Source organism: Propionicimonas sp. T2.31MG-18 (assembly GCF_964266745.1).
Taxonomy (GTDB): domain Bacteria; phylum Actinomycetota; class Actinomycetes; order Propionibacteriales; family Propionibacteriaceae; genus Propionicimonas.
The window spans coordinates 221026-245320 of record NZ_CAXWGX010000001.1 but is presented as its reverse complement, the minus strand read 5'-3'; the positions used below and the strand labels follow the sequence as shown (position 1 = coordinate 245320).

Here is a 24295-nt window from a genome sequence, read left to right as displayed (position 1 = left end):
GAGCTCCTTCGAGATCTGGTCAGTGCAGGTTTTCAGACTAGCCCGGTTTGCGCCAGCCATAATGGGCGCCGTGGGCTGGTTCTCAAGAAAGCGCGGGCGGGCCGCCGGCGGTGGTCGCGAGGCCGCCATGGAGCCCGCGACCGTCGCCCATCTCGAGGACTTCGTCGCCACCCGCCGTGGGGTCGAGGCATTCATCGAACTACCCACGACGATGACCCGCGCAACCCTCCTGCTGATCGCCTTCGACGGCGAATGGACGCGGCGCAGCGTCGCCAGCGTCGAGTGGGCGCGCCACTTCGCGGCCCGGCACGGCCTCCCGGCCTACGACGCGGGCGTGGTGGGCTACCCGCAGCGCATGCGCGACTACAACGCGCGCCGACGCTCGGCCGGCTGACCTCCACCCGCAGGGCGCTCGCGCCTCAGTCGAGGGGACGGTGGGTCGCGGCGAGGAACGCCTCGACCAGCGCCGACCCGAGCGCGGCGCCCGGCGCGGGGGAGACCCCGTGGAACAGGGACGCAGCGGACCCGCCGCAGGCGTACAGCCCCGCCAGCGGCGTGCCGTCCGGACGCAGCACGCGCGCGTCCGCGTCGATGAGGAGGCCGCCCTTGGTCCCGGCGTCGCCGGGGTACACCTTGACCGCCCAGAACGGCGACTTGTCGAGCTTGCCCAGGCTGGCGTTGCGGCGCTTCCCGCGTTCGCCCGCGGCCACGGCGGAGGCCGACTCCCCGCGCGAGAAGTCCAGGTCCTTGCCCTTGGCGGCGAAGCCGTTGAAGCGCACCACCGTGCCCAGCAGGCCGGCCCGGTCGACCCCGAGGGCCTGCGCGAGGTCGTTGAGGGTGCTCGCGCGGACGATCTCGCCGGCGTCCAGGGCCTTGCGGGGCGTGCTGCCCGCGGGCCACGGGCCGAGCTCGACCGACTGGCGGTGGCGGTTGTCGAGCACGAGGAAGGACGGCACGGCCCGCACCCCCCTGCTGCGCTCGTAGAGCGTCCGGCCGGCGGTGTTGGCCGGCAGCGTCTCGTCGAAGAAGCGGTCGCCCGCGGTGTCGACGATGACGCAGTGCGGACGCCCGCGGACCTCGTCCAGCGACCACGCCCTGCCCTCGGCCACCATCACGGGCACCCACCACGCGTCGTCCAGCCCGCCGGTCGCCGCCCCGTGCACGACGGCGAGGTTCAGCAGGTCGCCGTGGTTGGCGCCGCCCGACAGCGACCACGCCGCGTCGGTCGGCAGCGGCAGGTACTCCTCCCGCAGGCCCTGGTTGTGCTCGAAGCCGCCGGCGGCCAGCAGCACGCGGGTGGCGGTCACCGGGGTGACCACATCGTCGTGGCGCACGACCGCCCCGGTGACGCCGTCCGGGCCGGCCAGCAGGTCGACCACGGGCGACTCCAGCCAGAGGTCGACGCCGTTCGCGGTCGCGCGGTGCAGGAGGTGGGCGACCAGGGCCTCGCCGGGAGTGGAGGTGGTGCGCCGGAGCGGGAGGAAGCGGGCGAGCGGGCCGGGCGCGTCTGCCTGGCGCAGCGCGGCGTCCCACTCGCCCAGCACGCGGCGGTCCATCGGCTGGGCTGCGAGCACCCGCCCCGTGGTGCGCGAGCCGGGCAGGTCGGTCCGCTCGTCCGGTGCGCCCTTGACCACGCCGAGGGCGATGTTGGACGACGTCAGCCAGCGCGCCACCTTCCCGGCCGTGCGGACGTACGCCGCCCGCCGCTGCGCCGACGACGGGGTTGCGGCCGGACCCAGGAGCGCCTCGAGGTAACTGCTCGCCTCCTCGACGGTGTCCGGGCCGCCGGCCCGGGCGGCCAGGGGGTTGCCCGGCAGCCACATCCGGCCGTCGGAGCTGGCGGTGTTGCCGCCGGCGAGGGCGCCGGAGTCCACCACCAGCACGCGATCGCCGAGGCGGCGCGCGGCGACGGCGGCGAGCAGTCCGGCGGCGCCGGCGCCCACCACGAGGAGGTCGTAGTCGGACATCGTCAGTTGGCCAGGGCGTGGGCCAGCGCGATCAGGGTGCGCACCGCGGCGCCCGTCCCGCCGGAGGGGGTGTAGTCGTAGGCTGCGCCGGAGTTGAACGCCGGCCCGGCGATGTCGAGGTGGCCCCACGGGATGTCCGTGGGGACGAACTCGGACAGGAACGCCGCGGCCGTGAGCGCGCCGCCGTACTTGTCCCCGGTCGACTTCAGGTCGGCCACCTTGGACTCGAGCTTGGGCCGCGCGTCCTCGGGGATGGGGAGCTGCCAGAACTGCTCGCCGGCGGCCTCCGCCGCGTCCAGCACCAGGTCGGCGGTCTGGTCGTCGCGGGCCATCAGGCCGGCGACCCGCTCGCCGAGCGCCACCATGCACGCCCCGGTGAGCGTCGCGACGTCGAGCACCAGGTCGGGCTTCTCCTCCGAGGCCTTCGCGAGCGCGTCCGCCATCACCAGGCGGCCCTCGGCGTCGGAGTTGCCGTTCTCGACGGTCTTCCCGCCGTACATCGTGAGCACGTCCGAGGGCCGGAAGGCCGTCCCGGAGGGCATGTTCTCCGCCATGGCAGCCCAGGCGGTCACCCGGATCCGCAGCCCCAGCTCGGCGATCGCGGTGACCGCGGCGAGGATGGCGGCGGCGCCGGCCATGTCGCACTTCATGGTGTACATGCCGTCGGCGGTCTTCAGGTCGAGCCCGCCCGCGTCGAAGGTGATGCCCTTGCCGATCAGGGCGAGGTGGAAGCGGGCGCCGCGCGGGGCGTAGGAGAGCTTCAGCAGCCGGGGCTTGCGGTGCGAGCCGCCGCCGACGGCGAGGATGCCGCCGAAGCCGTCTCGCTCCAGCGCCTTGTCGTCCCACAGCTCGATGCCGATCTTCGCCCCACGGGCCAGTTGGCGCGCGTCGTCGGCGAAGCTCTCCGGGTAGAGCAGGTTGGCGGGGGTGTTCACCCAGTCGCGGGCGGTGTTCACGGCCTTCGCCGTGGTCGCGGCAAGGTCGAGCGCCTGCCGGGCCTCGGGCTTGCGGCTGGGGCTCACCAGCACGAGCTGGCTGATGCCCGCGGCCTCGCCGGTGGCCGGACGGTAGGAGTACGCGCCGAGCAGGGCGCCCTCCGCTGCGCCCTTGATGACCTGCGGCTCCGCGGTCTCCAGGCTGATCGCGACCACCTGCGGTGCGGACGCGGGCAGCCCGGCCACGAGGCGGACGGCGGCACCCACGGCGCGGCGGACCTGTTCGGGCGTGACGTCGATGGGGCCGACCCCCACGACCACGACGCGCAGGCCGGCGGGACCGGCGAGCAGGGCGGTCCTGCCGGGCTTCGCCGACGCGCCGAAGCGGCGGGCGAGCGCGATCGGCTCCAGCCCGGTGGTCTTCGACAGGCTCTTCGCCACGTCCTCGGGGAGGCCGATCAGGATCTCTGCGTCACTCGCCTCCGCGAGTCCGACCACGAGCGCGTCCAGCTGCCGGGGAACGCTCGCTGACAAGGTGATCGGGGGAACATCGGTGGTCGGCACGAAAGGTCCTCTCTGCACATCGCCAGGTCTGCTGCGACTCCTAAGGCTAGTCCCGACTCCGGCAGGGATGTTCCAGAACCGGTCCCGAAGCCGGACGGCGCCTCCGCGGACGGCCGGGCGACCGCGCGGAGGCCCGCGCCGCGGTCCGCGGTGGGGCAGACTGCACCCGTGACCTCCTTCACCTTCGCCACCGCCGCCAGCATCCGTTTCGGCGCCGGACGCAGCTCCGAGCTCGCCGCCGCCGTGGCGGCCCTGGGCTCCCGTCCCTTCGTGTGCACCGGCTCCGACCCGTCCCGCCACGAGCGCCTGATCGACACGCTCCCCGGCGCGGCCACCTTCCCCGTGAGCGGGGAGCCGACGATGGAGGTCGTGCGGGCCGGGGCACAGGCCGCGCGCGAGCACGGGGCGGACGTCGTGGTCGGCATCGGGGGCGGGGCCGTGCTCGACGCGGCCAAGATCGTCGCGGCGCTGGTGACCAACGGCGGTGACCCCCTCGACTACGCGGAGGTCATCGGCGAGGGCCGGCCGCTCGCGGCCCCGTGCCTGCCGTTCGTCGCCGTCCCCACCACCGCCGGCACCGGCTCGGAGGTCACGGCGAACGGGGTGGTGACCTCGACCGAGCACCGCGTGAAGGTCAGCCTCCGCTCGCCGTCCATGCTGGCCCGGGTGGCCATCGTCGACCCGGCGCTGACCCTGGAGTGCCCGCCGTCGGTCACCGCCCACGCCGGGCTCGACGCCCTCGTGCAGTGCATCGAGCCGTTCGTCTCCCCGTTCGCGAACCCGCTCACCGACGGGTTCTGCCGCGAGGGCATCCGGCGCGCCGGATCCGGGCTGCGGCGGGCCTACGACGACGGCACCGACCTGGGCGCGCGGACCGACGTCGCCCTGTGCTCGCTGCTGTCCGGGCTGGCGCTGGCCAACGGCAAGCTGGGCGCGGCCCACGGGCTCGCCGGGCCGCTCGGCGGCCACCTGGGCGCGCCGCACGGCGCCCTCACGGCGAGCGTGATGGTGGAGGTCTGCGAGTTCAACCTCGCCCACGGCACGGACGCGGTCGTCGCGCGCTACGCGGAGGTCGCCGCCCTCCTCACCGGCCGCGACGACCCGACAGCCCTCCTGGACTGGTGGAACGAGAGCACCGCGGAGCTCGGCGTCCCCGGGCTGGCCGCCCTCGGCCTCACCGAGGACGCGATCGCGCCGGTGGCCGCAGCGGCGGCCTCCGCGTCCAGCACGAAGGGCAACCCGGTCGCCGTGACCGCGGACGACCTCGCCGAGATCCTGCGCCGGTCGCTCTAGCTAGGCTGACCCCGACAGGAAGGGCCACCGATGACCGAACCGCTCACCTCGCCCCTGCACGACCGGCACGTCGCCCTCGGCGCAAAGTTCTCCGAGTTCGGCGGCTGGCTGATGCCACTGCAGTACTCCGGTGTCGTCGCCGAGCACCGCGCGGTGCGGTCCGCCGTCGGCGTCTTCGACGTCAGCCACCTCGGCAAGGCCCGGGTCCGTGGGGCGGGGGCGGCGGCGTTCGTCAACGCCTGCCTGACCAACGACCTCGACCGCATCGGCCCCGGGCAGGCGCAGTACAACCTGCTGTGCGCGGCGGACGGGGGAGTGGTGGACGACCTGATCGCCTACCTGATCTCGCCGGAGGAGGTGTTCCTGATCCCCAACGCCGCCAACACCACCACGGTGGTGCGCCTGCTGTCCGAGGCGGCCCCGGCCGGCGTCGAGGTGGTCAACGAGCACACCGCGCACGCGGTCATCGCCGTCCAGGGCACCAGCTCCGACGAGGTGCTGTCGGCGCTCGGGCTGCCGGTCGGCCAGGACTACATGAGCTTCGCCAGCGGCACGTGGGGCGGAAGCGGGCTGATCGTCTGCCGCACCGGCTACACCGGTGAGCGGGGCTACGAGCTGGTCGTCCCCGCCGAGGCCGCAGCGCCGCTGTGGGACGCGGTCCTCGCCGCCGGCGCCGAGTACGACATCCTGCCCTGCGGGCTCGGGGCCCGGGACACCCTGCGCACCGAGATGGGCTACCCGCTCCACGGCCACGACCTGAGCCCGGAGATCTCGCCGGTGATGGCCAACCTCGGCTGGGCCGTCGGCTGGGCCAAGCCGTCCTTCTGGGGCGCGGACGCGCTGCGCGCACAGCGGGAGGCGAAGTCCGGCCCGCTGCTACGCGGCCTGAAGGCCCTGGGGCGCGGCATCCCGCGTCCGCACATGCGCGTGCAGGCCGGCGGCGCGGACGTCGGCGAGGTCACCTCGGGCACGTTCTCGCCCACCCTGGGCACGGGCATCGCGCTGGCGCTCCTCGACCGCTCGGTGGCCGTCGGCCACACCGTCGACGTGGTGGTCCGCGACCGCCTGGAGCCGTTCGAGGTCGTCAAGCCGCCGTTCGTCACTCCCGGCGTCCGCGAGTCCTGACCCGTCGGCCCGCCCCGGGTGAGGGGTGGCTCAGGAGGCCAGCACCCGGGTCACCAGCGGGACGCCCGGCCGGTAGGCCAGGTGGACGTGGCTGGGCGCGTCCAGCAGGACGAGGTCCGCGCGGGCGCCGACGCGCAGGTGCCCGACATCGGTGCGACGCAGGGACGCGGCCCCGCCCTCGGTGGCGGCACGGAGCGCCTCCGTCGGGGTGAGCCCCATCTCGCGCACGGCGAGCGCGATGCAGAACGGGATCGACGACGTGTAGGAGGTGCCCGGGTTGCAGTCGGTGGCCAGGGCGATCCGCACGCCGGCGTCCAGCAGGCGGCGGGCGTCCGGGTAGGGGTGACGGGTGGAGAACTCGACACCGGGCAGCAGCCCGGCCACCACGCCGGTCCCGGCGAGGGCGCCCACGTCGGCGTCGCTGAGGTAGGTGCAGTGGTCGGCGGCGGCCGCGCCCAGCTCGCAGGCCAGCTGGACGCCGGGCCCGTGGCCGAGCTGGTTGGCGTGCACCCGCGGCTGGAGGCCGGCCGCCATGCCGGCGGCGAGCACGGTCCTCGCCTGGTCCGCGTCGAACGCCCCCCGCTCGCAGAACACGTCCACCCACTTCGCGTGCGGTGCGCAGCGGGCGAGCATCTCGCCCGTGACGAGGTCGACGTAGGCGTCGGCGTCCTGCCCGGAAGGGACGACGTGCGCGCCGAGGAAGGTCGTCTCCTGGGTGAGCCGGTGCGCGACGCGGAGCAGCCGCTCCTCCGTGGCGGTGTCGAGGCCGTAGCCGCTCTTGATCTCCACGGTGGTCGTGCCCTGCGCGCGCAGCTCGGCGAGCCGGGCGCGGGCGAGGCGGTCGAGGTCGTCCTCTGCGGCCGCCCGCGTCGCCGCGACGGTCGTCCGGATCCCGCCTGCCTCGTACGGCCGGCCGGCCATCCGCGCGGCGAACTCCTCCGCCCGGTCGCCGGCGAACACGAGGTGGGTGTGGGAGTCGACGAAGCCCGGCACCACGGTGGCGCCGCCCGCGTCCAGCGCGTGGTCGGCCGCGGGCGCGTCCGCGGTGTCGCCCACCCAGGCAACCCGCCCGTCCTGCACGACCAGGGCGGCGTCGTGCCGCACGGGACGCTCGGCCTCCCAGGTGACCAGTTCGCCGATGCCGGTGACGACCAGGCTCTCCGGCGCCTTCTCCACGACGCTCACACGCGCCTCCAGACCTCGTCGACGACGGCGGACAGTTCGGCACGCACCCACTCCGGGTCGAGCCCGTCGGGGGCCACCACGTCGGCGGCGGACGCCGCCCACAGCGGTTCCGGCGCACCGGCGGTGCGTACCGAACCGGCGAGCTCGAACCCGCCGAGCCCGTCGAAGCCGAGCGACGCGGCGCCGTCGGTGGTCGCGGCCCGCCACAACTCGGCTGCCGTCCAGCCCTCGCGGCGCCCGGACGCCAGGCGTTCGTTCATGGCGAGCCCGCGGGCCTCGGCGAACATGTCGATGACGGTGTTCGAGTCCGAGCCGAGGGTGATCCGCACCCCGGCATCGCGCAGCCGTGTGCTCGGGCCGATGCCGTCGGCCAGCTCCGCCTCCGTGGTGGGGCAGAAGCAGGCGTACCCGCCCGCGGCGCCCAGCGTGGCGATGTCGGCGTCGGAGAGGTGGGTGGCGTGGACGGCGGTCGTCCGGGGCTCCCACACCCCCGCGTCGGCCAGCAGGCCCACCGGGGTGCGTCCGGTCGCCGCGAGGCAGGCCTCGTTCTCCGCGGGCTGCTCGGACACGTGCACGTGCAGCGGCGCGTCCGGGAGGGCCGCGGCGACCACCGGCAGGGACGCCTCGTCGACGGCGCGCACGGAGTGGATGGCGGTCCCGACGACGACGGCCGGGTTGCCGGCGTACCGGGCGGCCAGGCCGGCGACGCCGGCGGCCCACTCGTCCGCGTCACCGTGCACGAAGCGGAGCTGCGCGGGGTGCAGCTGCTCGCCGGCGAAGCCCGCGCGCAGGTAGCAGGTGTCGAGCAGGCAGATCCGCACCCCGACCTCCCAGGCCGCGGCGACCACGGCGTCGGCCATCGCATGGGGGTCGTCGTACGGCACGCCTCCCGGCCCGTGGTGCAGGTAGTGGAACTCGCCGACGGCCCCGATCCCGGCGAGCGCCATCTCCGCGAAGGTCGCCCTGGCCAGCCGGTGGTAGAGGTCGGGGTCGAGCGCCTGGGCGACCGCGTACATGCCGTCGCGCCAGCCCCAGAAGTCCGCGCCGCCGACGGCGCGCCCCCGCAGCGCCCGGTGGAACGCGTGGGAGTGGCAGTCGGCGAAGGCCGGGTGGGACCTCATCCGAGTTCCCCGATCACCCGGGTGAGGGCCGCGACGCCCTCGTCGATGTCCTCTGGCGTCGCGGACTCCTGTGGGGCGTGGGAGACCCCGGTGGGGTTGCGGACGAAGAGCATCGCCGTCGGCAGCTGCGCGGCGAGGATGCCCGCGTCGTGCCCGGCGCCGGTCGCAAGGACCGGGGCGTCCAGCAGGCCGGCGAGCCGGTGGCGCAGGGCGTGGTCGAACTCGACCGCGCCGGTGACCGACTCCGGCGTCAGCGCCACGGTCGTGCCGTCGGCGGCCGCCGCGGCCTCCGCGCGCGCGGTGATGCCGGCGACGAGGGCCTCGAGCTCGCCCTGGTCGGACGCGCGGGCGTCCAGCCAGGCGGTCACGCGGGACGGGATGGAGTTGGTGCTGCCCGGCTCCACGCGGAGGCGCCCCAGGGTGGCGCGCTGCCCGGACGCGGACGCCAGCTCGCGGGCAGCCAGCACGGTGGCGGCGTAGGCGAGCATCGGGTCGTGCCGGTCGGCCATCGCTGTGGCGCCGGCGTGGTTGCCCTGTCCGCAGAACTCGAAGCGGTAGCGGCCGTGCGGCCAGATCGCCGACGCGACGCCGACGGCCGCCCCGTGGGGAGCGAGCCAGCGGCCTTGCTCGACGTGTAGCTCAACGTAGTACTTCACGTCGGTCAGCCAGTCGGCGGGACCCGCGGCGCGAGGGTCGCGCCCCTGCGCCTGCATGGCCTCGGCGAGCGACGTGCCGTCCTCGTCGCGCAGCCCCAGCGCGGTCCCCGGCGCGATCGCGCCGGTGGCCAGCCGCGAGCCCAGGCAGGCGATCCCGAAGCGGCCGCCCTCCTCGTCGGTGAAGTTGGCCACCGCCAGGGGGCGCGAGGGGGTCCAGCCCGAGGCCTTCAGCGCGCCCACAGCGGCCAGGGCGGAGGCCACGCCCAGCGGCCCGTCCAGAGGCCCGCCCTCGGGGACGGAGTCCAGGTGCGAGCCCACCAGCAGCGCGTCCGGGCCGTGCCCCCACCAGGCGAGCTGGTTGCCGTTGCCGTCCTCGACGAGGTCGAGCCCCAGCGCCAGCGCCTCCCCGGCGAACCACTCGCGCAGCGCCATCGTCGCCGGGTCCCAGGCCAGCCGGGTGTACCCGCCGCCGGGCGTCCGGCCGACGTCCCCGATCGAGGCCAGCAGTTCGTTGGCGCCCACGCTCACTGCTCCATCATGGGGATGCGGACGCCGCGCTCCCGGGCCACCTCGCGCGCCCGCTCGTAGCCGGCGTCCACGTGCCGCATGACCCCGGTGCCCGGGTCGTTCACCAGCACCCGGGAGATCTTCTCCGCCGCGAGCGGCGTGCCGTCGGCGACGACCACCTGCCCGGCGTGGATCGAGCGGCCGATGCCGACGCCACCGCCGTGGTGCAGCGACACCCAGGTGGCGCCGGACGCCGTGTTGAGCAGGGCGTTGAGCAACGGCCAGTCCGCGATCGCGTCCGAGCCGTCTGCCATCGCCTCGGTCTCCCGGTACGGAGAGGCGACCGAGCCGGAGTCGAGGTGGTCCCGCCCGATCACGACGGGCGCGGAGAGCTCTCCGGAGGCGACCATCTCGTTGAACTTCAGCCCGGCCAGGTGCCGTTCGCCGTAGCCCAGCCAGCAGATCCGTGCCGGGAGACCCTCGAAGTGCACCTGCTCGCCGGCCTTGGTGATCCAGCGCCGCAGGTGCTCGTCGTGCGGGAAGAGCTCGAGGATCGCACGGTCCGTCGCGGCGATGTCGGCGGGGTCGCCGGAGAGGGCCGCCCAGCGGAACGGGCCCTTGCCCTCGCAGAACAGCGGACGGATGTAGGCCGGCACGAAGCCGGGGAAGGCGAACGCCCGGTCGTAGCCGCCCAGTTCTGCCTCGGCCCGCAACGAGTTGCCGTAGTCGAACACCTCTGACCCGGCGTCGAGGAAGCCGACCATGGCCTCGACGTGCCGCGCCATCGACGCCCGGGCGCGGTCGGTGAACCCGGCCGGATCCTCGGCGGCGACCCGGTGCCAGTCCTCCACCGGGATGCCGATCGGCAGGTAGCTGAGCGGGTCGTGCGCGGAGGTCTGGTCGGTGACCACGTCCACCGCGACGCCCTCGGCGAGCAGCCGCGGGAACACCTCCGCGGCGTTGCCCACCAGCCCCACCGACAGCGGGCGCCGCTCCGCCTTCGCCGCCAGGACGCGCTCCACGGCGGTCGGGTAGTCGGCGGTGTACTCGTCGAGGTAGCCGTGCTCGACGCGCCGTGCGAGCCGGCCGGCGTCCACGTCGACGATCAGCACCGCACCCTCGTTCATGGTGACCGCCAGGGGCTGCGCTCCGCCCATGCCCCCGCAGCCGCCGGTGAGGGTGAGGGTGCCGGCGAGCGTGCCGCCGAAGCGCTTGCGCGCCACGGCGCCGAACGTCTCGTAGGTGCCCTGGAGGATGCCCTGGGTGCCGATGTAGATCCACGAGCCGGCCGTCATCTGGCCGTACATCATCAGCCCCTTGGCCTCCAGCCGGCGGAACTCCGGCCAGGTGGCCCAGTCGCCGACGAGGTTGGAGTTGGCGATGAGCACCCGCGGGGCCCACTCGTGCGTCCGGAACACCCCGACCGGCTTGCCGGACTGCACCAGTAGGGTCTCGTCGTCCTCGAGGTCGCGCAGGGTGGCGGCGATGGCGTCGAAGGCCTCCCACGAGCGCGCCGCGCGGCCGGTCCCGCCGTAGACGACCAGGTCGTCCGGCCGCTCGGCCACCTCGGGGTCGAGGTTGTTCATCAGCATGCGCAGCGGCGCCTCGGTCTGCCAGGACTTCGCGCTCAGCGCGGTCCCCCGGGGGGCGCGGACGGGATCGTGCGTCATGAGTTCTCCTTCGCTGCCGCCACCAGCGCTCCGCTGGCGACGAGTCGGTGGGTGGCTTCGATCTCGGGGGCGAGGAAGCGGTCGGGGCCCGGCCCGGGGACGGACGCGCGCAGCACGGCGATCGCCGCGGCCGTCGCGGGGGCCGGACGCAGAGGGGCGCGCAGGTCGATGCCGCGGGCCGCGGCCATCACCTCGACGGCGAGCACGCGGGCGAGCCCGTCCACGGCGGTGCGCAGCTTGCGGGCGGCCGCCCAGCCCATCGAGACGTGGTCCTCCTGGAGGGCGCTGGAGGGGATCGAGTCGACGCTGGCCGGGACGGCCAGCCGCTTCAGCGTGGAGACCACCCCTGCCTGGGTGTACTGGGCGATCATCAGCCCGGAGTCGATGCCCGGGTCGTCGGCCAGGAAGGGCGGGAGCCCGCGGTTCCTGGCGACGTCGAGGAAGCGGTCGGTGCGGCGCTCGCTGATGCCGGCGACGTCAGCGACGCCGATGGCGAGGAAGTCCAGCACGTGCGCCACCGGCGCGCCGTGGAAGTTGCCGTGGGACTCCACGCGCCCGTCGTCGAGCACGGAGGGGTTGTCGATGGCGGACGCGAGCTCCCGCTCGGCGATCGTCGCGGCGTGGTCCACGGCGTCGCGCACGCTGCCGTGCACCTGCGGGGTGCAGCGCAGCGAGTAGGCGTCCTGCACCACGCCGTCGCCGTGCCGGTGGCTCGCCACGATCGGGGAGCCGGCGAGGAACCGGCGCAGGTTGGCCGCGCTCGTGGCCTGGCCCACCTGGGGACGGAGCGCCATGAGGTCCGCGGCGAAGGTGCGATCGGTGCCGAGCTGGCCCTCGACGCTCATGGCCGCGGCCAGGTCGGCGGTGTCGAGCAGGACCTCGAGGTCGGCGAGCGCGAGCACGAGCATGCCGAGCATGCCGTCGGTGCCGTTGATCAGCGCCAGGCCCTCCTTCTCCGCCAGCACCACGGGGGCGAGGCCGTGGTCGGCGAGCGCCTCCGCCGCTGGCCGCACCACGCCGCCGTCGCGCACCTCGCCCTCGCCGATCAGGGCCAGCGCGCAGTGCGCGAGCGGGGCCAGGTCACCGGAGCAGCCCAGGCTGCCGTACTCGTGCACCAGCGGCACGAGCCCGGAGTTGAGCAGCGCCGCGTAGGCCTGCGCGGTCTCCAGCCGGACGCCGCTGTGGCCGCCGGCGAGCGTCCGCAGCCGCAGCAGCATCAGCGCGCGGACCACCTCGTCCTCGACGAGCGGGCCGTTCCCGGCGGCGTGGGAGCGGATGAGGCTGCGCTGGAGCCGCGTGCGCTCGGACGCGGGGATGCTGCGGGTGGCCAGCGCGCCGAACCCGGTGGAGACGCCGTAGACGCCGTCGCCGGCGGCGGCCAGCGCGTCGATGTGCCGGCGGGAGGCCCTGATGGCCGCCTGCGCACCCTCGTCCAGCCGGACGCGGGCGCCCTCGCGCGCCACCGCGACCACGTCCGTACGGGCCAGCGGCCCGGTGCCCACAGCGATCTCGACCATGGAGCCATTCAAGCCCCGCCGGGGCCGGGCGTGAACGCCCGTCCCGGCACTGCTGTCTCGGATGCGAGACTGGTGCCATGAGTCGTCCCGTCCCGGCTGCGACCGCGGCGCTGCGGGTGCTGCGCTTCCTCTCCGGGCGCACCGCACCCGTCCCGGCGCAGCGGATCGCCGCGGAGATCGGGCTGCCGCGCTCCACGACCTACCACCTGCTGCACGCGATGGCGGCTGAGTCCTTCGTCGTGCACTACCCGGAGGACCAGATGTGGGGCGTCGGCGTCGCCGCGTGGGAGGTCGGCCAGGGCTACACCCGCCAGGCGCCCCTGACCCGGCTGGCCCGGCTGCCGATCGCCCGGCTGGTCGACTCCCTCGGACTGTCGGCCCACCTGGCCGTGCTGTTCGGCGCCGACGTGGTCTACCTGGTCGAGGAGCGTGCAGCGGGGCGGGCGCGGCTGGTGACCGACGTCGGCGTCCGGCTGCCCGCCCACCTGACCGCGTCCGGGCGGGCCATCCTCGCCGGCCTGCCCCCCGCGCAGGTGCGTGCCCTCTACCCGTCGCGTGCCGCGCTGGTGCGGCGCACCGCCATCGGGCCGGGGACGCTCGCCGAGCTGCGCGGGATTCTCGCCGCCACCCGCCGGCAGGGATTCGCGGAGGAGGACTCCGAGGTCACGGAAGGCTTCGCGTCCGTCGCGGTGGCTGTGCCCTCGCCGTCGAACCTCGCGGCGGTCGCCGTCACCTGGCAGGCCCCGCTGCCGGTCGACCGCGACCGGGTGCTGGAGCGGCTGCGGGCGACCGTGGAGACGCTGGCCGCCCGGCTGCGCTGACCGCCCCTGCGGTCAGTCGTCCAGGCTCATCGGCCCGTAGACGAGCCGGTCGTTCTCGTACAGGGTCACTTCGTGGATGCCGGCACCGGAGAGCTCCAGGTAGCTCGTCGTGAGCCACGCCTCCGCCTGGCCCTGGTCGTCGAACTCGACCTCGAGGCCGAGCTCTGCGGCGTCCTCCTCCGTGGGCTCCGGCGTTACCGCCCAGTAGTAGCCCACGGCTAGATCTGGTCGCCCGGCTTCACCCGCGGCGCGGGCAGCCGCAGCCGGCGGATGTTGATGGCCCGGTTGAGCATGTAGCCGACCAGCCCCTTCAGGGGCTCCTTCGGCAGGCGCTCGGCGTGCAGCTTCTTGAAGCCGCGCCAGGTCAGGAACAGGTCGACGGCGATCAGCAGGAAGATCGAGTAGGTGAAGCCGGTGACGGCCAGCGCCGCGTCGTTGCCGAACCCGCTGATGACCAGCGAGAGGGCGAGCGTGATCATCAGGATCGGCATCGACCACTGGGCAACCCCGCGCCGGGAGTCGACGTAGTCGCGCATCAGCACCTTGCCGGGAGCCGCCTCCGTGCGGGCGAACTGCTCGTCGCGCAGGGCGTTCTTCGCTGCGCGCTCGCGCTGGCGGAGCTCCTTGGGCGACAGGGTCGGGTTGAGCCGCTCGCGGCGGGCGGCCTCCGCCTCGCGACGCGACGGGGTGGGCGCGCCCTTCCCCACCGCCCTGGCGGTGTCGGGGGTGGCGGCCGGGGTGGGCTCGGGCGTTGCCGATTCACCCTCGGGGCGCTCGTAAGGGCGGAACAGTCCCACTTCAAACCTCGCTTGGTGCGAACATGACTGCCACATCCTAGGTCACTCGGCGGCCCGGGGAACGAGGGGAGTCGGACGTGGTCGAAGCCGGTGGTCGCGAGGCGGCAGAGCTCGCCTACCAGCGCGCCCTCGCCTCCCTCCACGACGTGCGGGCCGACCTCGCGGACGTCGCCGCTGCCCGCCGGCGGCTCGCCTTCGACCGGCCGCGCCTCGACCCGCCCGAGGCACTGCGGCGCGAGCAGGCCCTCGCCGCCCGGTTCGACGAGTTGTCCGTGCGCGCCGGCCGGTTGCGCGACGAGGCCGCCGCGCTCCGCGAGGCCGTGCGGCGCCTGCACGGCGAGGGGGCCGTCGAGCCGGTGGAACTGCCCCCCGAGACGCCGTCCGGGCGCTTCGAGCAACCGCCGTTCCCGGAGCAGGCGTGAGCAGGCTGCGCGTCGCTGTCGTCACCGGCGCCATCGGCGACCTCGACCCGGTCGCGGCGGGGACAGCCCTCGGCCGCGGTTTCGCGCCTTCCGCGGAGGTGGCCGTCGTGCCGGTCGCTGCCGGCGGCCCGCCGCTGGCGATCGCGGTCGCGGCCCTGTGGGGCGTGTCGCCCCGGATCGAGGGCGATCGCTGGCTCGTGCGTGGCGACGGACGGCTCCTGGTGGGCCTCCAGCAACCGCAGACGGCACCCTGGGCGCCGGAGGCCGGCACAGCGGACGTCGGCGAGTGGCTGGTCGCGTCGCTTCGTCCCGACGACCGCGAGGTGGTGCTCGACCTGACCGGCGTCACCGCCCACGACGGTGGGGCCGGTCTGCGGGAGGTGGCCGGCGCGGCCCTCGCCGGACGCGTGGTCACCGGGCTCGTGCCCGCCGAGGAGCTGGAGCTCCCGGCGACCGGGATCGGGGGCGGGCTGGCCCGGCGGGCCTTCGCCGCCCGCCTCGACGTCGCCGAACTCCTGGCCGCCGACGCGGCGCTTGCCGCCCGTGCCGCGGAGTGGGGGGACGGCCTGGCGGTCGCGCCCGGTGGCGGGGCCGCCGGCGGGACGGGGCTGGCGATCCTCGCGTCCGAGGGACGGCTCCTCAGCGGTACGCAGTTTTGCCACCGGGAGGCGGGCCTCGAACGGACGCTGCGGGCGGCCGACCTGGTCGTCACCGGCTGCACAGAGCTGTCCGCCCTGGACCGCGGCGGCCCGGTCGTCGTGGCCGTCGCCGAGTGGGCCGAGCAGGCCCAACGCCCGTGCGTGCTCGTCACGACGGGGACGGGCCTCGCCCGCCGCGAGCTGCGCACGCTCGGCATCGAGGCCGCGCACCTGTTGCCGTCCGGGCCGGTGGACGCGGCAGCCCTGGCCGGCGTGGCGGCACGCATCGCCTCCGGCTGGGTACCGGGTTCCTGAGCCCCTCACGTAGACTGACCTGACTGCGGAATACCCGTCCCACAGGGGCGGTTGCAGTGCAGGAAGCCTCATTCCGGAAGGATCCAGGAACAATATGACCCTCGACTCCCAGGTCACCACCGACGGCATCACCCTCACCGAGGGGGCTGCCGCCAAGGTCAAGGACCTCATCTCCAACGAGGACGTCGACAGCCTGGCGCTGCGGATCTCGGTGGCCCCCGGCGGCTGCTCGGGCCTGCGCTACCAGCTCCAGCTCGACGACCGCACCCTCGACGGCGACGTCGTCGCCGACTGGTACGGCGTCAATGTGGTCACCGACCGCATGAGCGCCCCCTACCTCATCGGTGCCACGATCGACTTCGTCGACACCATCGAGCAGCAGGGATTCACCATCGACAACCCGAACGCGACGGGCTCCTGCGCGTGTGGGGACAGCTTCCACTGACCTGCCCCTGAAGCTAGGGTTTCGCGCATTCCAAGAGCAGGCATCGAACCGGAAGGGCACCTCGTGGGGCGACAGGGACGGTCGAGGCGACGTGTGCTGGCCACGACGGCCCTGGTCGGGACGGTGGCCCTCAGCGGCTGCAGTGCCGAGACCGTGGCCCAGTGGGGACGGTTCGGACTGCCGGAGGCGGCGTCCGACCGGGCCCCGCTGATCGGCAACCTGTGGGTGGGTTCGTGGATCGCGGCACTGGCCGTCGGCGTCTTCGTGTGGGGCCTGATCATCTGGGTGATGGTCCGCTACCGCAAGAAGGGTGACGACCACCTGCCGGCGCAGCGCCAGTACAACCTGCCGCTCGAACTGCTCTACACGCTGGTGCCGTTCCTGATCATCGGCGTGCTGTTCTTCTTCACCGTCCAGACCCAGAACGGCGTCCAGGCGAAGGTCACCGACCAGCCGGTGCACACCATCAACGTGGTCGGCCAGAAGTGGTCCTGGTCGTTCTCGTACATGGAGGACGCCAACCCGGCCGTCGGCGCCGTCGTCCACGAGGCCGGCACGATCGACAAGATCCCCGACCTGTACCTGCCGGTGGACAAGCCGGTGCGGTTCAACCTGCGTTCGGCCGACGTGATCCACTCCTTCTACATCCCGGCCTTCTACTACAAGCTGGACGTGATCCCCGGGCGCCTGAACTCCTTCGACGTCACCCCGGACAAGATCGGCACCTACTCCGGCAAGTGCGCGGAGCTGTGCGGGACGTACCACGCCGCCATGCTGTTCACCGTCCACGTCGTCAGCGAGGAGGACTACGTGGCCTACCTGAACACGCTGAAGGCGTCCGGCCAGACCGGCGAGATCACCGCCCCGGTCTACCCGAACGTCGTGCCCAGCGTCCCGGCAGCGGAAGGGGAGGAGCAGAAGTGACCGTCGCCCGCCTGAGCCTCGACGAGGTCGACGCCCGCCCGCTCGTCGAGCGCCGTCGCTGGGGTGCGCTCGCGATGAAGCTGCTCACCACGACCGATCACAAGGTGATCGGGAACATGTACTTCATCACGTCGCTGCTCTACTTCGCCTTCGCCGGCCTGATGGCGCTCGCGATCCGGGCAGAGCTGGCCTACCCGGGCCTGCAGTTCATGCACTACGAGACGTTCAACCAGCTGTTCACGATGCACGGCACGCTGATGCTGCTGATGTTCGCGACGCCGATGTTCGTCGCTTTCGCGAACGCGATCATGCCGCTCCAGATCGGCGCTCCGGACGTGGCCTTCCCGCGGCTGAACGCCTTCAGCTACTGGCTGTACCTGTTCGGCTCGGTCACGGCCTGCCTGGGCTTCCTGACCCCCGGCGGCGCGGCCAGCTTCGGCTGGTTCGCCTACGTGCCACTGTCGGACGCGGTGAACTCGCCGGGCATCGGCGGCGACCTGTGGATCATGGGCCTCTACGTGATGGGCCTGTCCACCATCCTCGGCGCGGTGAACTTCACCACCACGATCATCACGCTGCGCGCCCCGGGCATGACGATGTTCCGGATGCCCATCTTCACCTGGAACATCCTTGTCACCTCGATCATGATCCTGATCTGCTTCCCGGTGCTGGCCGCGGGCCTGCTGGTGCTGGAGGCCGACCGCCGGATGGGGACGCACATCCTCGACCCGGCCACCGGAGGGGCGGTGCTCTGGCAGCACCTGTTCTGGTTCTTCGGGCACCCCGAGGTCTACATCATCGCGCTGCCGTTCTTCGGCATCATCACCGAGATCCTGCCGGTCTTCAGCCGCAAGCCGATCTTCGGCTACATCGGGCTGGTGGCGGCCACGCTGGCGATCGGCGCCCTGTCGATCTCGGTGTGGGCCCACCACATGTTCGTCACCGGAGCGGTGAACCTGCCGTTCTTCTCGTTCATGACCTTCCTGATCGCCGTCCCGACCGGGGTGAAGTTCTTCAACTGGATCGGCACGATGTGGGGCGGTGCGCTGACCTTCGACACGCCCATGGTCTGGGCGATCGGCTTCCTGACCTCGTTCCTCTTCGGTGGCCTGACCGGCATCATGCTGGCGTCCCCGCCCCTGGACTTCCCGGTGTCGGACACCTACTTCGTGGTCGCGCACTTCCACTACGTCCTGTTCGGCACCGTGGTCTTCGCGATGTTCGCGGGCTTCTACTTCTGGTGGCCGAAGCTCACCGGACGGATGCTGAACGAGCGCCTGGGCAAGCTGCACTTCTGGCTGCTGTTCATCGGCTTCCACCTGACCTTCCTCGTGCAGCACTGGCTGGGCGTGGAGGGCATGCAGCGACGGATCGCCGACTACCTGCCGGGTGAGGGCTTCACCTTCCTCAACCAGGTCTCGACCGTCGGCGCCTTCCTGCTCGGGGTCTCGATGCTCCCGTTCCTGTGGAACGTGTGGATCAGCCGCAACGCCCCGCTGGTGAAGACCAACGACCCGTGGGGGTGGGGACGGTCGCTGGAGTGGGCCACGTCGAGCCCGCCGCCGCGGTTCAACTTCGACAAGATGCCGTCGATCCGGTCGTTCTCCCCCGCGCTCGACGCGTCCCGTCCGGAGCTCCGCCAGCCGGTCAACCCGGCCCAGGACACCATCGACGAACTGACGAGCGGAGACGCGAAGTGAAGGCCGAGCGGTTGATCTTCGTGATGATCACGGTCTTCTTCGTGGCCGTGGCACCGGTCTACTGGTTCGTCTCCCGCGAGATCATCGGGACGGTGGCGCTGCTGCTCACCCTGGCGTTCTTCGGGATGCTGTCGACGTACTTCTCGATCCAGTCGCGCAAGATCGACGCGCGTCCGGAGGATCGCAAGGACGGCGAGATCATCGAGGGCGCCGGCGAGGTCGGGTTCTTCCCTTCCACGAGCATCTGGCCGTTCTGGACCGCCCTCACCGTGATGCTGATGGGCCTCGGCCCGGTCTTCGGCTGGTGGCTCACTCTCCTCGGGGTGGGCCTGGGCATCTGGGCGGTCACCGGCTGGACCTACCAGTACTACCGGCGCGACTACCAGCACTGAGCATCGGTGCCGGCGCTCGGGAATCCGTGCAGCGGCTCGCGTCCGGATTCCCCGGTGGGGGAGATCCGTCCGTCCTAGCCTGAAGTCATGGCTCGTCGCCGCCGGAAGGTCCTCCGGCGCGTCCTGTGGGTGTTGCTCGCCCTGCTCGCCGCGCTCGCGCTCGTTCTCTTCACCCCGGTCCTTGATCCCGACCTGACCGCGCGTCCCGAGCCGGACGGGTCCTACGCGAAGGCGGTCGCCGGGATCGATGCCGTTCTCGCCGCGGAGAAGCAACTGCCGCTGCTCGCGCGGGGCGGCAGCATCGCCGCGCTGACCGGCGCCCGCTCCCCGGTGGCGCTGGTGATCTTCCACGGCTACACCAACACCCCCGACGGGTTCCGGCTCGTCGCGAAGGCGTACCGCGACCAGGGCTACAACGTGTGGGTGCCGCGCCTGCCGCACCACGGGCTGGCCGACAAGATGACCGACGAGTTCTCCCGGCTGACGGTGGAGGAGCTCCGCACCTTCGCCGACCAGGCGATCGACACCGGCGCGGGGCTCGGCGACCAGGTCCAGGTGATGGGACTGTCCGGCGGCGGGGCGCTGGCCATGTGGGCCGCGGCGGCGCGTCCGGAGGTGGCCCACACGGTGCTGATCTCGCCTCTGCTCAACCCCGGGGGCTACGCCAGCTGGGAGGTGCCGGCGATGACGCGTGCCCTGCGCCTTTCCCCGGTGGACAGCTATGCCTGGTGGGCGCCGGAGAAGGGCGCGGACAACGTGGCCGGGATGGTGTACCCGCGCTACTCCCTCAAGGGCATCGCGGCGTTCCTTGGGCTGCGGCTGTGGCTCGAGAGGCAGCCGGCCGCCTCGGTGCGCGGCTCCGTCCTGCTGGTGCGCAATGCGGGGGACGCCAGCATCGACCACGACTTCAACGAGCAGCTGGTGCGCCGCCTCGTCCCGCCCGACCGGGTGCAGGTCTACCAGGTGCCCCTGGAGGCCCACCTGCCCCACGACTACGTGTGCCCGGATCCGGAGTTCGGGCCCGACGCCCAGATCGTCGAGGGCTACCGGCAGCTCTCCCTGGCCCTCGGCATCCCGATGCCGGATCCCCTCGCCGAGCGCTGAGCGCGTCCCTGGCCGGACGGAGGCGTCCGCTGGCGCCCACCCAATAGGCTGCTGCCGCAGCGTGACAGGGGGAGAAGCCGATGAAGCACAGCGCCGGCGAGCGGTTCCGCTACTGGTTCGACAACGTCATGTCGCGCGGGACGATCGCGCTGATGGGGCTGCTCGGCCTGGCCACCGTTGCCCTGGTGCTGCTGGTCAGCGGCCTGGTCTGGGTGTTCCGCGCGTTCCCGGACGACGCAGGCGACGGCGACTTCATCGACATCCTCTGGGGCGGCCTGATGCGCACCCTGGATCCCGGCACCATGGGCGGTGACGCCGGCTGGGGCTTCCGACTGCTGATGCTGGTGATCACGATCGGGGGCCTGGTGATCGTCGCGAGCCTCATCGGCATCGTCTCGGGAGCCTTCGACGCGAAGGTCGAGGAACTCCGCAAGGGGCGCTCGACGGTGCTGGAGCACGACCACACGCTGATCCTGGGGTGGAACCCGAAGATCCACTCGATCATCCACGAGCTCTCGATCGCCAACCAGTCCCGTCGCCGGGCATCCGTCGTGGTGCTCGCCGAACGCGACAAGGTCGAGATGGAGGACGCGATCCGTGCGTCCGCCGGTGACCTGGGACGCACCTCGGTCGTCTGCCGCACCGGCGACCCCAAGCGTGCGGCGGACCTGACGCTCGTCAGCCCGGCGCAGGCGCGCAGCATCATCATCCTTGCCCCGGAGGGTTCGAACGAGCCGGACGCAGAGGTGATCAAGACGGCCCTGGCCCTCACCAACGACCCTGGCCGCCCGGACGGCCGCTACCACATCGTCGGGGAGCTGGCGGACCCGGCCAACCTCGAGGTGGCGCGACTGGTCGGCCGGGACGAGGCCCACTGGGTACTCGGGTCGGAGCTGATCGCGCGGATCACCGTGCAGACCTGCCGCCAGTCCGGACTCTCCGTCGTGTACTCCGAACTGCTCGACTTCGACGGCGATGAGATCTACTTCACCGAGCAGCCCTCGCTGGTGGGCGGGAGCTACTTCGACGCCCAGCTCGCCTTCGCCGACTGCACGGCGATCGGCCTGGTGGCCGACGGCCGGGTGCTGATCAACCCCGCCCCCGACACCGTCCTCGGAGACGGCGACCAGGTGGTCGTGATCGCGGAGGACGACAGCCGGATCAGCCTCGCCGAGCCCGGCACGCCCGACCTGGAGAACGTGGCGGACGGGGCGGTGGTCGCGATGCGTCCGGAGCGCACGCTGGTGCTCGGCGTCAACGCGAACCTGCCCCTGATGCTCAGCGAACTCGACGAGTACGTCGCTCCCGGCTCCCAGGTGCGCATCGTGGCGCCGACCGAGCCGCCGGAGCTGCCTGCGCTGGTGAACATCGAGGCGACCGTCCAGCACGCGTCCCCCACCCGGCGCTCGGTGCTCGAGGGGCTCGATGTGTCGGGGTTCGACCACATCCTCGTGCTCGCCGACACCTCTGATCCGGACCTCCAGCGGGCGGACAGCCGCACCCTGGTGACCCTCCTCCAGCTGCGCGACCTCTCCAGCCACGGCGGGTTCACGCTGAACATCGTGAGCGAGATGCTGGACGACGCCAACCGCGAACTCGCCGAGGTGACCCAGGCCGACGACTTCATCGTCAGTGACAAGCTGATCGCCCTGCTGCTCTCGCAGGTGTCGGAGAACCGTCGCCTGACGGAGGTGTTCGAGACCCTCTTCGAGAGCGAGGGCAGCGAGATCTACCTCAACCCGGTCACTGAGTACGTCGTCCCGGGCCGACCCGTGGATTTCTACACGGTGCTGGAGGCGGCCCGCCGCCGCGGCGAGACCGCGATCGGGTACCGGGTCGCCGAGCACGCCCACCACGGACGCCACGGCTACGGCGTCCGCGTGAACCCGAAGAAGGCCGAGCGGATCACGTTCGATCCCGCCGATCGCGTGATCGTCCTCGCCACCGGACGCGCCTGAGCCGCTCGGCGCATCCACACGGCACGTCCACCCGGGGCGTCCGCCCGGCTGGACGCGTCAGCCCGGCTGAACACGTCCGCCCGGCTCGACTGCGAGGGCCAGCGTTACGGCCGAGGGCTCGCACACCGGTGCTGGCCCTCGACGCGAAGGCTGGCCCTCGAGTGGGAGGGCTGGCCCTCAAGCGAGCCGGCCCGCCTCAGGTGGGCTGCTCGCGGGCAGCGGGACGGACGGGAGCGTCCTACCAGCTCGAGTGCAGCGGACGGCCTTCGGCGTAGCCGGACGCGGACTGCACGCCGACGATCGCCTGCGATGCGAACTCGTGCAGGGTGCGGGCGCCGGCGTAGGTGCAGGAGCTGCGGACGCCGGAGGTGATGAAGTCGAGCAGGTCCTCCACGCCGGGTCGGGCGGGGTCGAGGTACATGCGGGAGGACGAGATCCCCTCCTCGAACAGGGCCGCGCGTGCCCGGTCGAAGGCGGACTGAGTGCGGGTCCGGGCCCGCACCGCACGGGCGGAGGCCATGCCGAACGACTCCTTGTAGGGACGCCCGTCCGAGGCGAACAGCAGCTCGCCCGGAGACTCGTGCGTCCCGGCGAACCACGACCCGATCATCACCGCGCCCGCGCCGGCGGCCAGTGCGAGGGCCACGTCTCGGGGGTGCCGGACGCCGCCGTCGGCCCAGATGCTCTTGCCGGCATCCTGCGCCTCCTGGGCACACTCGAGCACCGCGGAGAACTGCGGGCGCCCGACGCCGGTCTGCATGCGCGTGGTGCACATGGCGCCCGGCCCGACACCGACCTTCACCACGTCGGCGCCGGCCTCGATCAGGTCGGCGGTGCCGTCGGCGGTGACCACGTTGCCGGCCACGATCGGCACGTCCAGCCCGGACGCGGCGACGACGGCCCGGCAGCGCTGGACGGCGCTGATCATGCGCTCCTGGTGCCCGTGTGCCGTGTCCATCACCAGGACGTCCGCCCCGGCCTCGAGCAGCGACTCCGCACGGTGCTCCACGTCGCCGGAGATGCCGACGGCCGCCCCGATCCGCAGGCGCCCGTCGGCGTCAAGGGCGGGCGCGTAGAGGCCGGCCCGCACGGCGCCCCGGACGGTCAGCAGGCCCACCAGTTCGCCGTCGGAGACGGCGAGGGCGGCCTTGTGGCGCCGGGTGGTGAGCTCGTCGAACACCTCGGTCGGCGTCGTGTCGGGGGAGACCAGCGTGAGGTCGGTGACCATCGCCTCGTGCACCTGGGCGAAGCGGTCCATGCCCTCCAGCTCAGCCTCGGACACCGTGCCCAGGGGTGCGCCGGTGCCGTCGACCACGACGACCATGCCGTGGGCGCGCTTGGGCATCAGCATCAGCGCCTCGCCGACCGTGGCGTGGGGGCCGATCGTGAGCGCGGTGTCGAACACCGTGTGGGCAGCCTTCACCTTCGCGATGGCGCCACCGACGATGTCGACGGGGAGGTCCTGGGGGATGATCGCGACGGCGCCGCGCCGGGCGACGGTCTCGGCCATCCGGCGGCCGGCGACCGCGGTCATGTTGGCGACGACCAGCGGCAGGGGCAGGCGCAACCCGTCCGTGCTGGTGAGGTCGACGTCGAGCCGGGAGGTGACCGACGAGCGCCGCGGCGCCATGAAGACGTCGTCGTAGGTCAGGTCGTAGCTGGGCTTGCCGGTGAGGAAACGCACCGGACAAGGGTACCGGGCGCCACCAACGGGGGGTCAGCCGTGGATCAGCACCAGCCCCGGGCTGCCGCTGGGCGTCTCGGGCCCGTATCCGAGCGGACGGTAGCCCATGCGGCGGTACAGCCGTCGCGCAGGGGTGTCCAGGTCGCTGGTCGCCAGCCAGTGGACGGCCGACGCGGACGCGATCATCAGGCGTTTCAGCAGTTCGAAGCCCAGCCCGTTCCGGGTGAAGGACGGGTGCACGGCCAGCAGCTGGACCGCGAAGGACCCGTCCAGGCCCGGCGCGTCGTCACCGAGGCGCCCGGCCAGGTCGGCCGACCACTCGTCGGTCTGCTCGCTCCAGCGCCACGCGTGCCCGTACGCGAATCCGACGAGTTCGCCGACCTCGCGGGCCGTGACCGCCACCAGGTCGGGCCGGTCCAGCGTGAGGTCGTACAGCGTCGCGTAGAGCTCCGCGACCTCGACCGGCTCGGCCAGCGGCCCGCGGGCGGACGCGAGCGCGTACAGCTGCTCGACCTCCTGCGGCGACGGCAGCGTCGACCCGGCGCGCGCGACCTC

23 protein-coding genes are annotated in these 24295 nt (G+C 73.0%); 12 read left to right on the top strand and 11 right to left on the bottom strand.

Annotated elements, in window-relative coordinates:
* The first annotated feature begins 61 nt into the window (after positions 1-61).
* Positions 62-394 carry a hypothetical protein gene (locus tag ACFQQJ_RS01155; protein WP_377103218.1) on the top strand — a complete coding sequence of 111 codons (333 nt, stop codon included), beginning with the start codon at positions 62-64 and terminating at the stop codon, positions 392-394.
* Between the two features lie 25 nt (positions 395-419).
* On the opposite strand, the gene ACFQQJ_RS01150 is transcribed toward ACFQQJ_RS01155, so the two are convergent.
* Both ACFQQJ_RS01150 and ACFQQJ_RS01145 read right to left on the bottom strand, forming a co-directional pair.
* On the bottom strand, positions 420-1967 hold the full coding sequence (locus ACFQQJ_RS01150) for an FAD-dependent oxidoreductase (protein ID WP_377103217.1): 1548 nt from the start codon (positions 1965-1967) through the stop codon (positions 420-422).
* Positions 1968-1969: 2 nt separating this feature from the next.
* Positions 1970-3466, bottom strand: a complete 1497-nt coding sequence (locus ACFQQJ_RS01145) for a leucyl aminopeptidase (protein ID WP_377103216.1) — start codon at positions 3464-3466, stop codon at positions 1970-1972.
* 168 nt (positions 3467-3634) lie between these two features.
* On the opposite strand from ACFQQJ_RS01145, the gene ACFQQJ_RS01140 reads away from it, so the two are divergent.
* Positions 3635-4759 carry an iron-containing alcohol dehydrogenase gene (locus tag ACFQQJ_RS01140; protein ID WP_377103215.1) on the top strand — a complete coding sequence of 375 codons (1125 nt, stop codon included), beginning with the start codon at positions 3635-3637 and terminating at the stop codon, positions 4757-4759.
* 30 nt (positions 4760-4789) lie between these two features.
* The gene (gene gcvT / locus ACFQQJ_RS01135; RefSeq protein ID WP_377103214.1) at positions 4790-5884 is read left to right on the top strand and encodes a glycine cleavage system aminomethyltransferase GcvT; all 1095 of its coding nucleotides are present in this window, start codon (positions 4790-4792) and stop codon (positions 5882-5884) included.
* Positions 5885-5914: 30 nt separating this feature from the next.
* On the opposite strand, the gene hutI is transcribed toward gcvT, so the two are convergent.
* The 5 genes from hutI to hutH are packed head-to-tail and all read right to left on the bottom strand — an operon-like array spanning position 5915 to position 12540.
* Positions 5915-7060: an imidazolonepropionase gene (gene hutI / locus ACFQQJ_RS01130; protein ID WP_377103944.1), complete on the bottom strand. Its 1146-nt coding sequence runs from the start codon at positions 7058-7060 to the stop codon at positions 5915-5917.
* 5 nt (positions 7061-7065) lie between these two features.
* Positions 7066-8190, bottom strand: coding sequence for a formimidoylglutamate deiminase (locus ACFQQJ_RS01125; RefSeq protein WP_377103213.1), 1125 nt, complete (start codon positions 8188-8190; stop codon positions 7066-7068).
* The gene (locus tag ACFQQJ_RS01120) at positions 8187-9374 is read right to left on the bottom strand and encodes an allantoate amidohydrolase (protein WP_377103212.1); all 1188 of its coding nucleotides are present in this window, start codon (positions 9372-9374) and stop codon (positions 8187-8189) included. Before ACFQQJ_RS01120 ends, ACFQQJ_RS01125 begins: the two co-directional genes overlap by 4 nt.
* Entirely contained in the window at positions 9371-11023 is a 1653-nt protein-coding gene (hutU, locus tag ACFQQJ_RS01115) for a urocanate hydratase (protein WP_377103211.1), read from the bottom strand. The genes ACFQQJ_RS01120 and hutU overlap by 4 nt, the downstream gene beginning before the upstream one ends.
* The gene (gene hutH, locus ACFQQJ_RS01110; protein ID WP_377103210.1) at positions 11020-12540 is read right to left on the bottom strand and encodes a histidine ammonia-lyase; all 1521 of its coding nucleotides are present in this window, start codon (positions 12538-12540) and stop codon (positions 11020-11022) included. The genes hutU and hutH overlap by 4 nt, the downstream gene beginning before the upstream one ends.
* Before the next feature lie 77 nt (positions 12541-12617).
* Between hutH and ACFQQJ_RS01105 the strand changes: the two genes are divergently transcribed.
* Positions 12618-13361 carry an IclR family transcriptional regulator gene (locus ACFQQJ_RS01105; protein WP_377103209.1) on the top strand — a complete coding sequence of 248 codons (744 nt, stop codon included), beginning with the start codon at positions 12618-12620 and terminating at the stop codon, positions 13359-13361.
* A 12-nt stretch (positions 13362-13373) separates the two neighbouring features.
* On the opposite strand, the gene ACFQQJ_RS01100 is transcribed toward ACFQQJ_RS01105, so the two are convergent.
* Together ACFQQJ_RS01100 and ACFQQJ_RS01095 are read right to left on the bottom strand one after the other, a co-directional pair.
* On the bottom strand, positions 13374-13577 hold the full coding sequence (locus ACFQQJ_RS01100; protein ID WP_377103208.1) for a hypothetical protein: 204 nt from the start codon (positions 13575-13577) through the stop codon (positions 13374-13376).
* Positions 13578-13579: 2 nt separating this feature from the next.
* Positions 13580-14158 (bottom strand): DUF3043 domain-containing protein, encoded by a 579-nt coding sequence (locus tag ACFQQJ_RS01095; protein ID WP_377103207.1) that lies wholly within the window; start codon positions 14156-14158, stop codon positions 13580-13582.
* Between the two features lie 77 nt (positions 14159-14235).
* Between ACFQQJ_RS01095 and ACFQQJ_RS01090 the strand changes: the two genes are divergently transcribed.
* The 8 genes from ACFQQJ_RS01090 (at position 14236) to ACFQQJ_RS01055 (ending at position 22056) form a co-directional block, all read left to right on the top strand.
* Positions 14236-14580 carry a hypothetical protein gene (locus tag ACFQQJ_RS01090; protein ID WP_377103206.1) on the top strand — a complete coding sequence of 115 codons (345 nt, stop codon included), beginning with the start codon at positions 14236-14238 and terminating at the stop codon, positions 14578-14580.
* Positions 14577-15533 (top strand): glycerate kinase, encoded by a 957-nt coding sequence (locus ACFQQJ_RS01085; protein ID WP_377103205.1) that lies wholly within the window; start codon positions 14577-14579, stop codon positions 15531-15533. The genes ACFQQJ_RS01090 and ACFQQJ_RS01085 overlap by 4 nt, the downstream gene beginning before the upstream one ends.
* Before the next feature lie 94 nt (positions 15534-15627).
* Positions 15628-15978 carry a HesB/IscA family protein gene (locus ACFQQJ_RS01080; protein WP_377103204.1) on the top strand — a complete coding sequence of 117 codons (351 nt, stop codon included), beginning with the start codon at positions 15628-15630 and terminating at the stop codon, positions 15976-15978.
* Positions 15979-16188: 210 nt separating this feature from the next.
* Complete coding sequence (gene coxB / locus ACFQQJ_RS01075) at positions 16189-16902, top strand: cytochrome c oxidase subunit II (protein ID WP_377103942.1); 714 nt, start codon at positions 16189-16191, stop codon at positions 16900-16902.
* A gap of 74 nt (positions 16903-16976) precedes the next feature.
* Positions 16977-18602, top strand: a complete 1626-nt coding sequence (ctaD, locus tag ACFQQJ_RS01070) for a cytochrome c oxidase subunit I (RefSeq protein ID WP_377103940.1) — start codon at positions 16977-16979, stop codon at positions 18600-18602.
* Positions 18599-18994, top strand: coding sequence for a cytochrome c oxidase subunit 4 (locus ACFQQJ_RS01065; RefSeq protein ID WP_377103203.1), 396 nt, complete (start codon positions 18599-18601; stop codon positions 18992-18994). The genes ctaD and ACFQQJ_RS01065 overlap by 4 nt, the downstream gene beginning before the upstream one ends.
* Before the next feature lie 87 nt (positions 18995-19081).
* Positions 19082-20098: an alpha/beta hydrolase gene (locus ACFQQJ_RS01060; RefSeq protein WP_377103202.1), complete on the top strand. Its 1017-nt coding sequence runs from the start codon at positions 19082-19084 to the stop codon at positions 20096-20098.
* A gap of 80 nt (positions 20099-20178) precedes the next feature.
* Positions 20179-22056 (top strand): hypothetical protein, encoded by a 1878-nt coding sequence (locus tag ACFQQJ_RS01055; RefSeq protein ID WP_377103201.1) that lies wholly within the window; start codon positions 20179-20181, stop codon positions 22054-22056.
* A gap of 238 nt (positions 22057-22294) precedes the next feature.
* On the opposite strand, the gene ACFQQJ_RS01050 is transcribed toward ACFQQJ_RS01055, so the two are convergent.
* Together ACFQQJ_RS01050 and ACFQQJ_RS01045 are read right to left on the bottom strand one after the other, a co-directional pair.
* Positions 22295-23740 carry a GuaB1 family IMP dehydrogenase-related protein gene (locus ACFQQJ_RS01050; RefSeq protein WP_377103200.1) on the bottom strand — a complete coding sequence of 482 codons (1446 nt, stop codon included), beginning with the start codon at positions 23738-23740 and terminating at the stop codon, positions 22295-22297.
* 33 nt (positions 23741-23773) lie between these two features.
* Entirely contained in the window at positions 23774-24214 is a 441-nt protein-coding gene (locus ACFQQJ_RS01045) for a GNAT family N-acetyltransferase (protein ID WP_377103938.1), read from the bottom strand.
* Positions 24215-24295 lie beyond the last annotated feature (81 nt).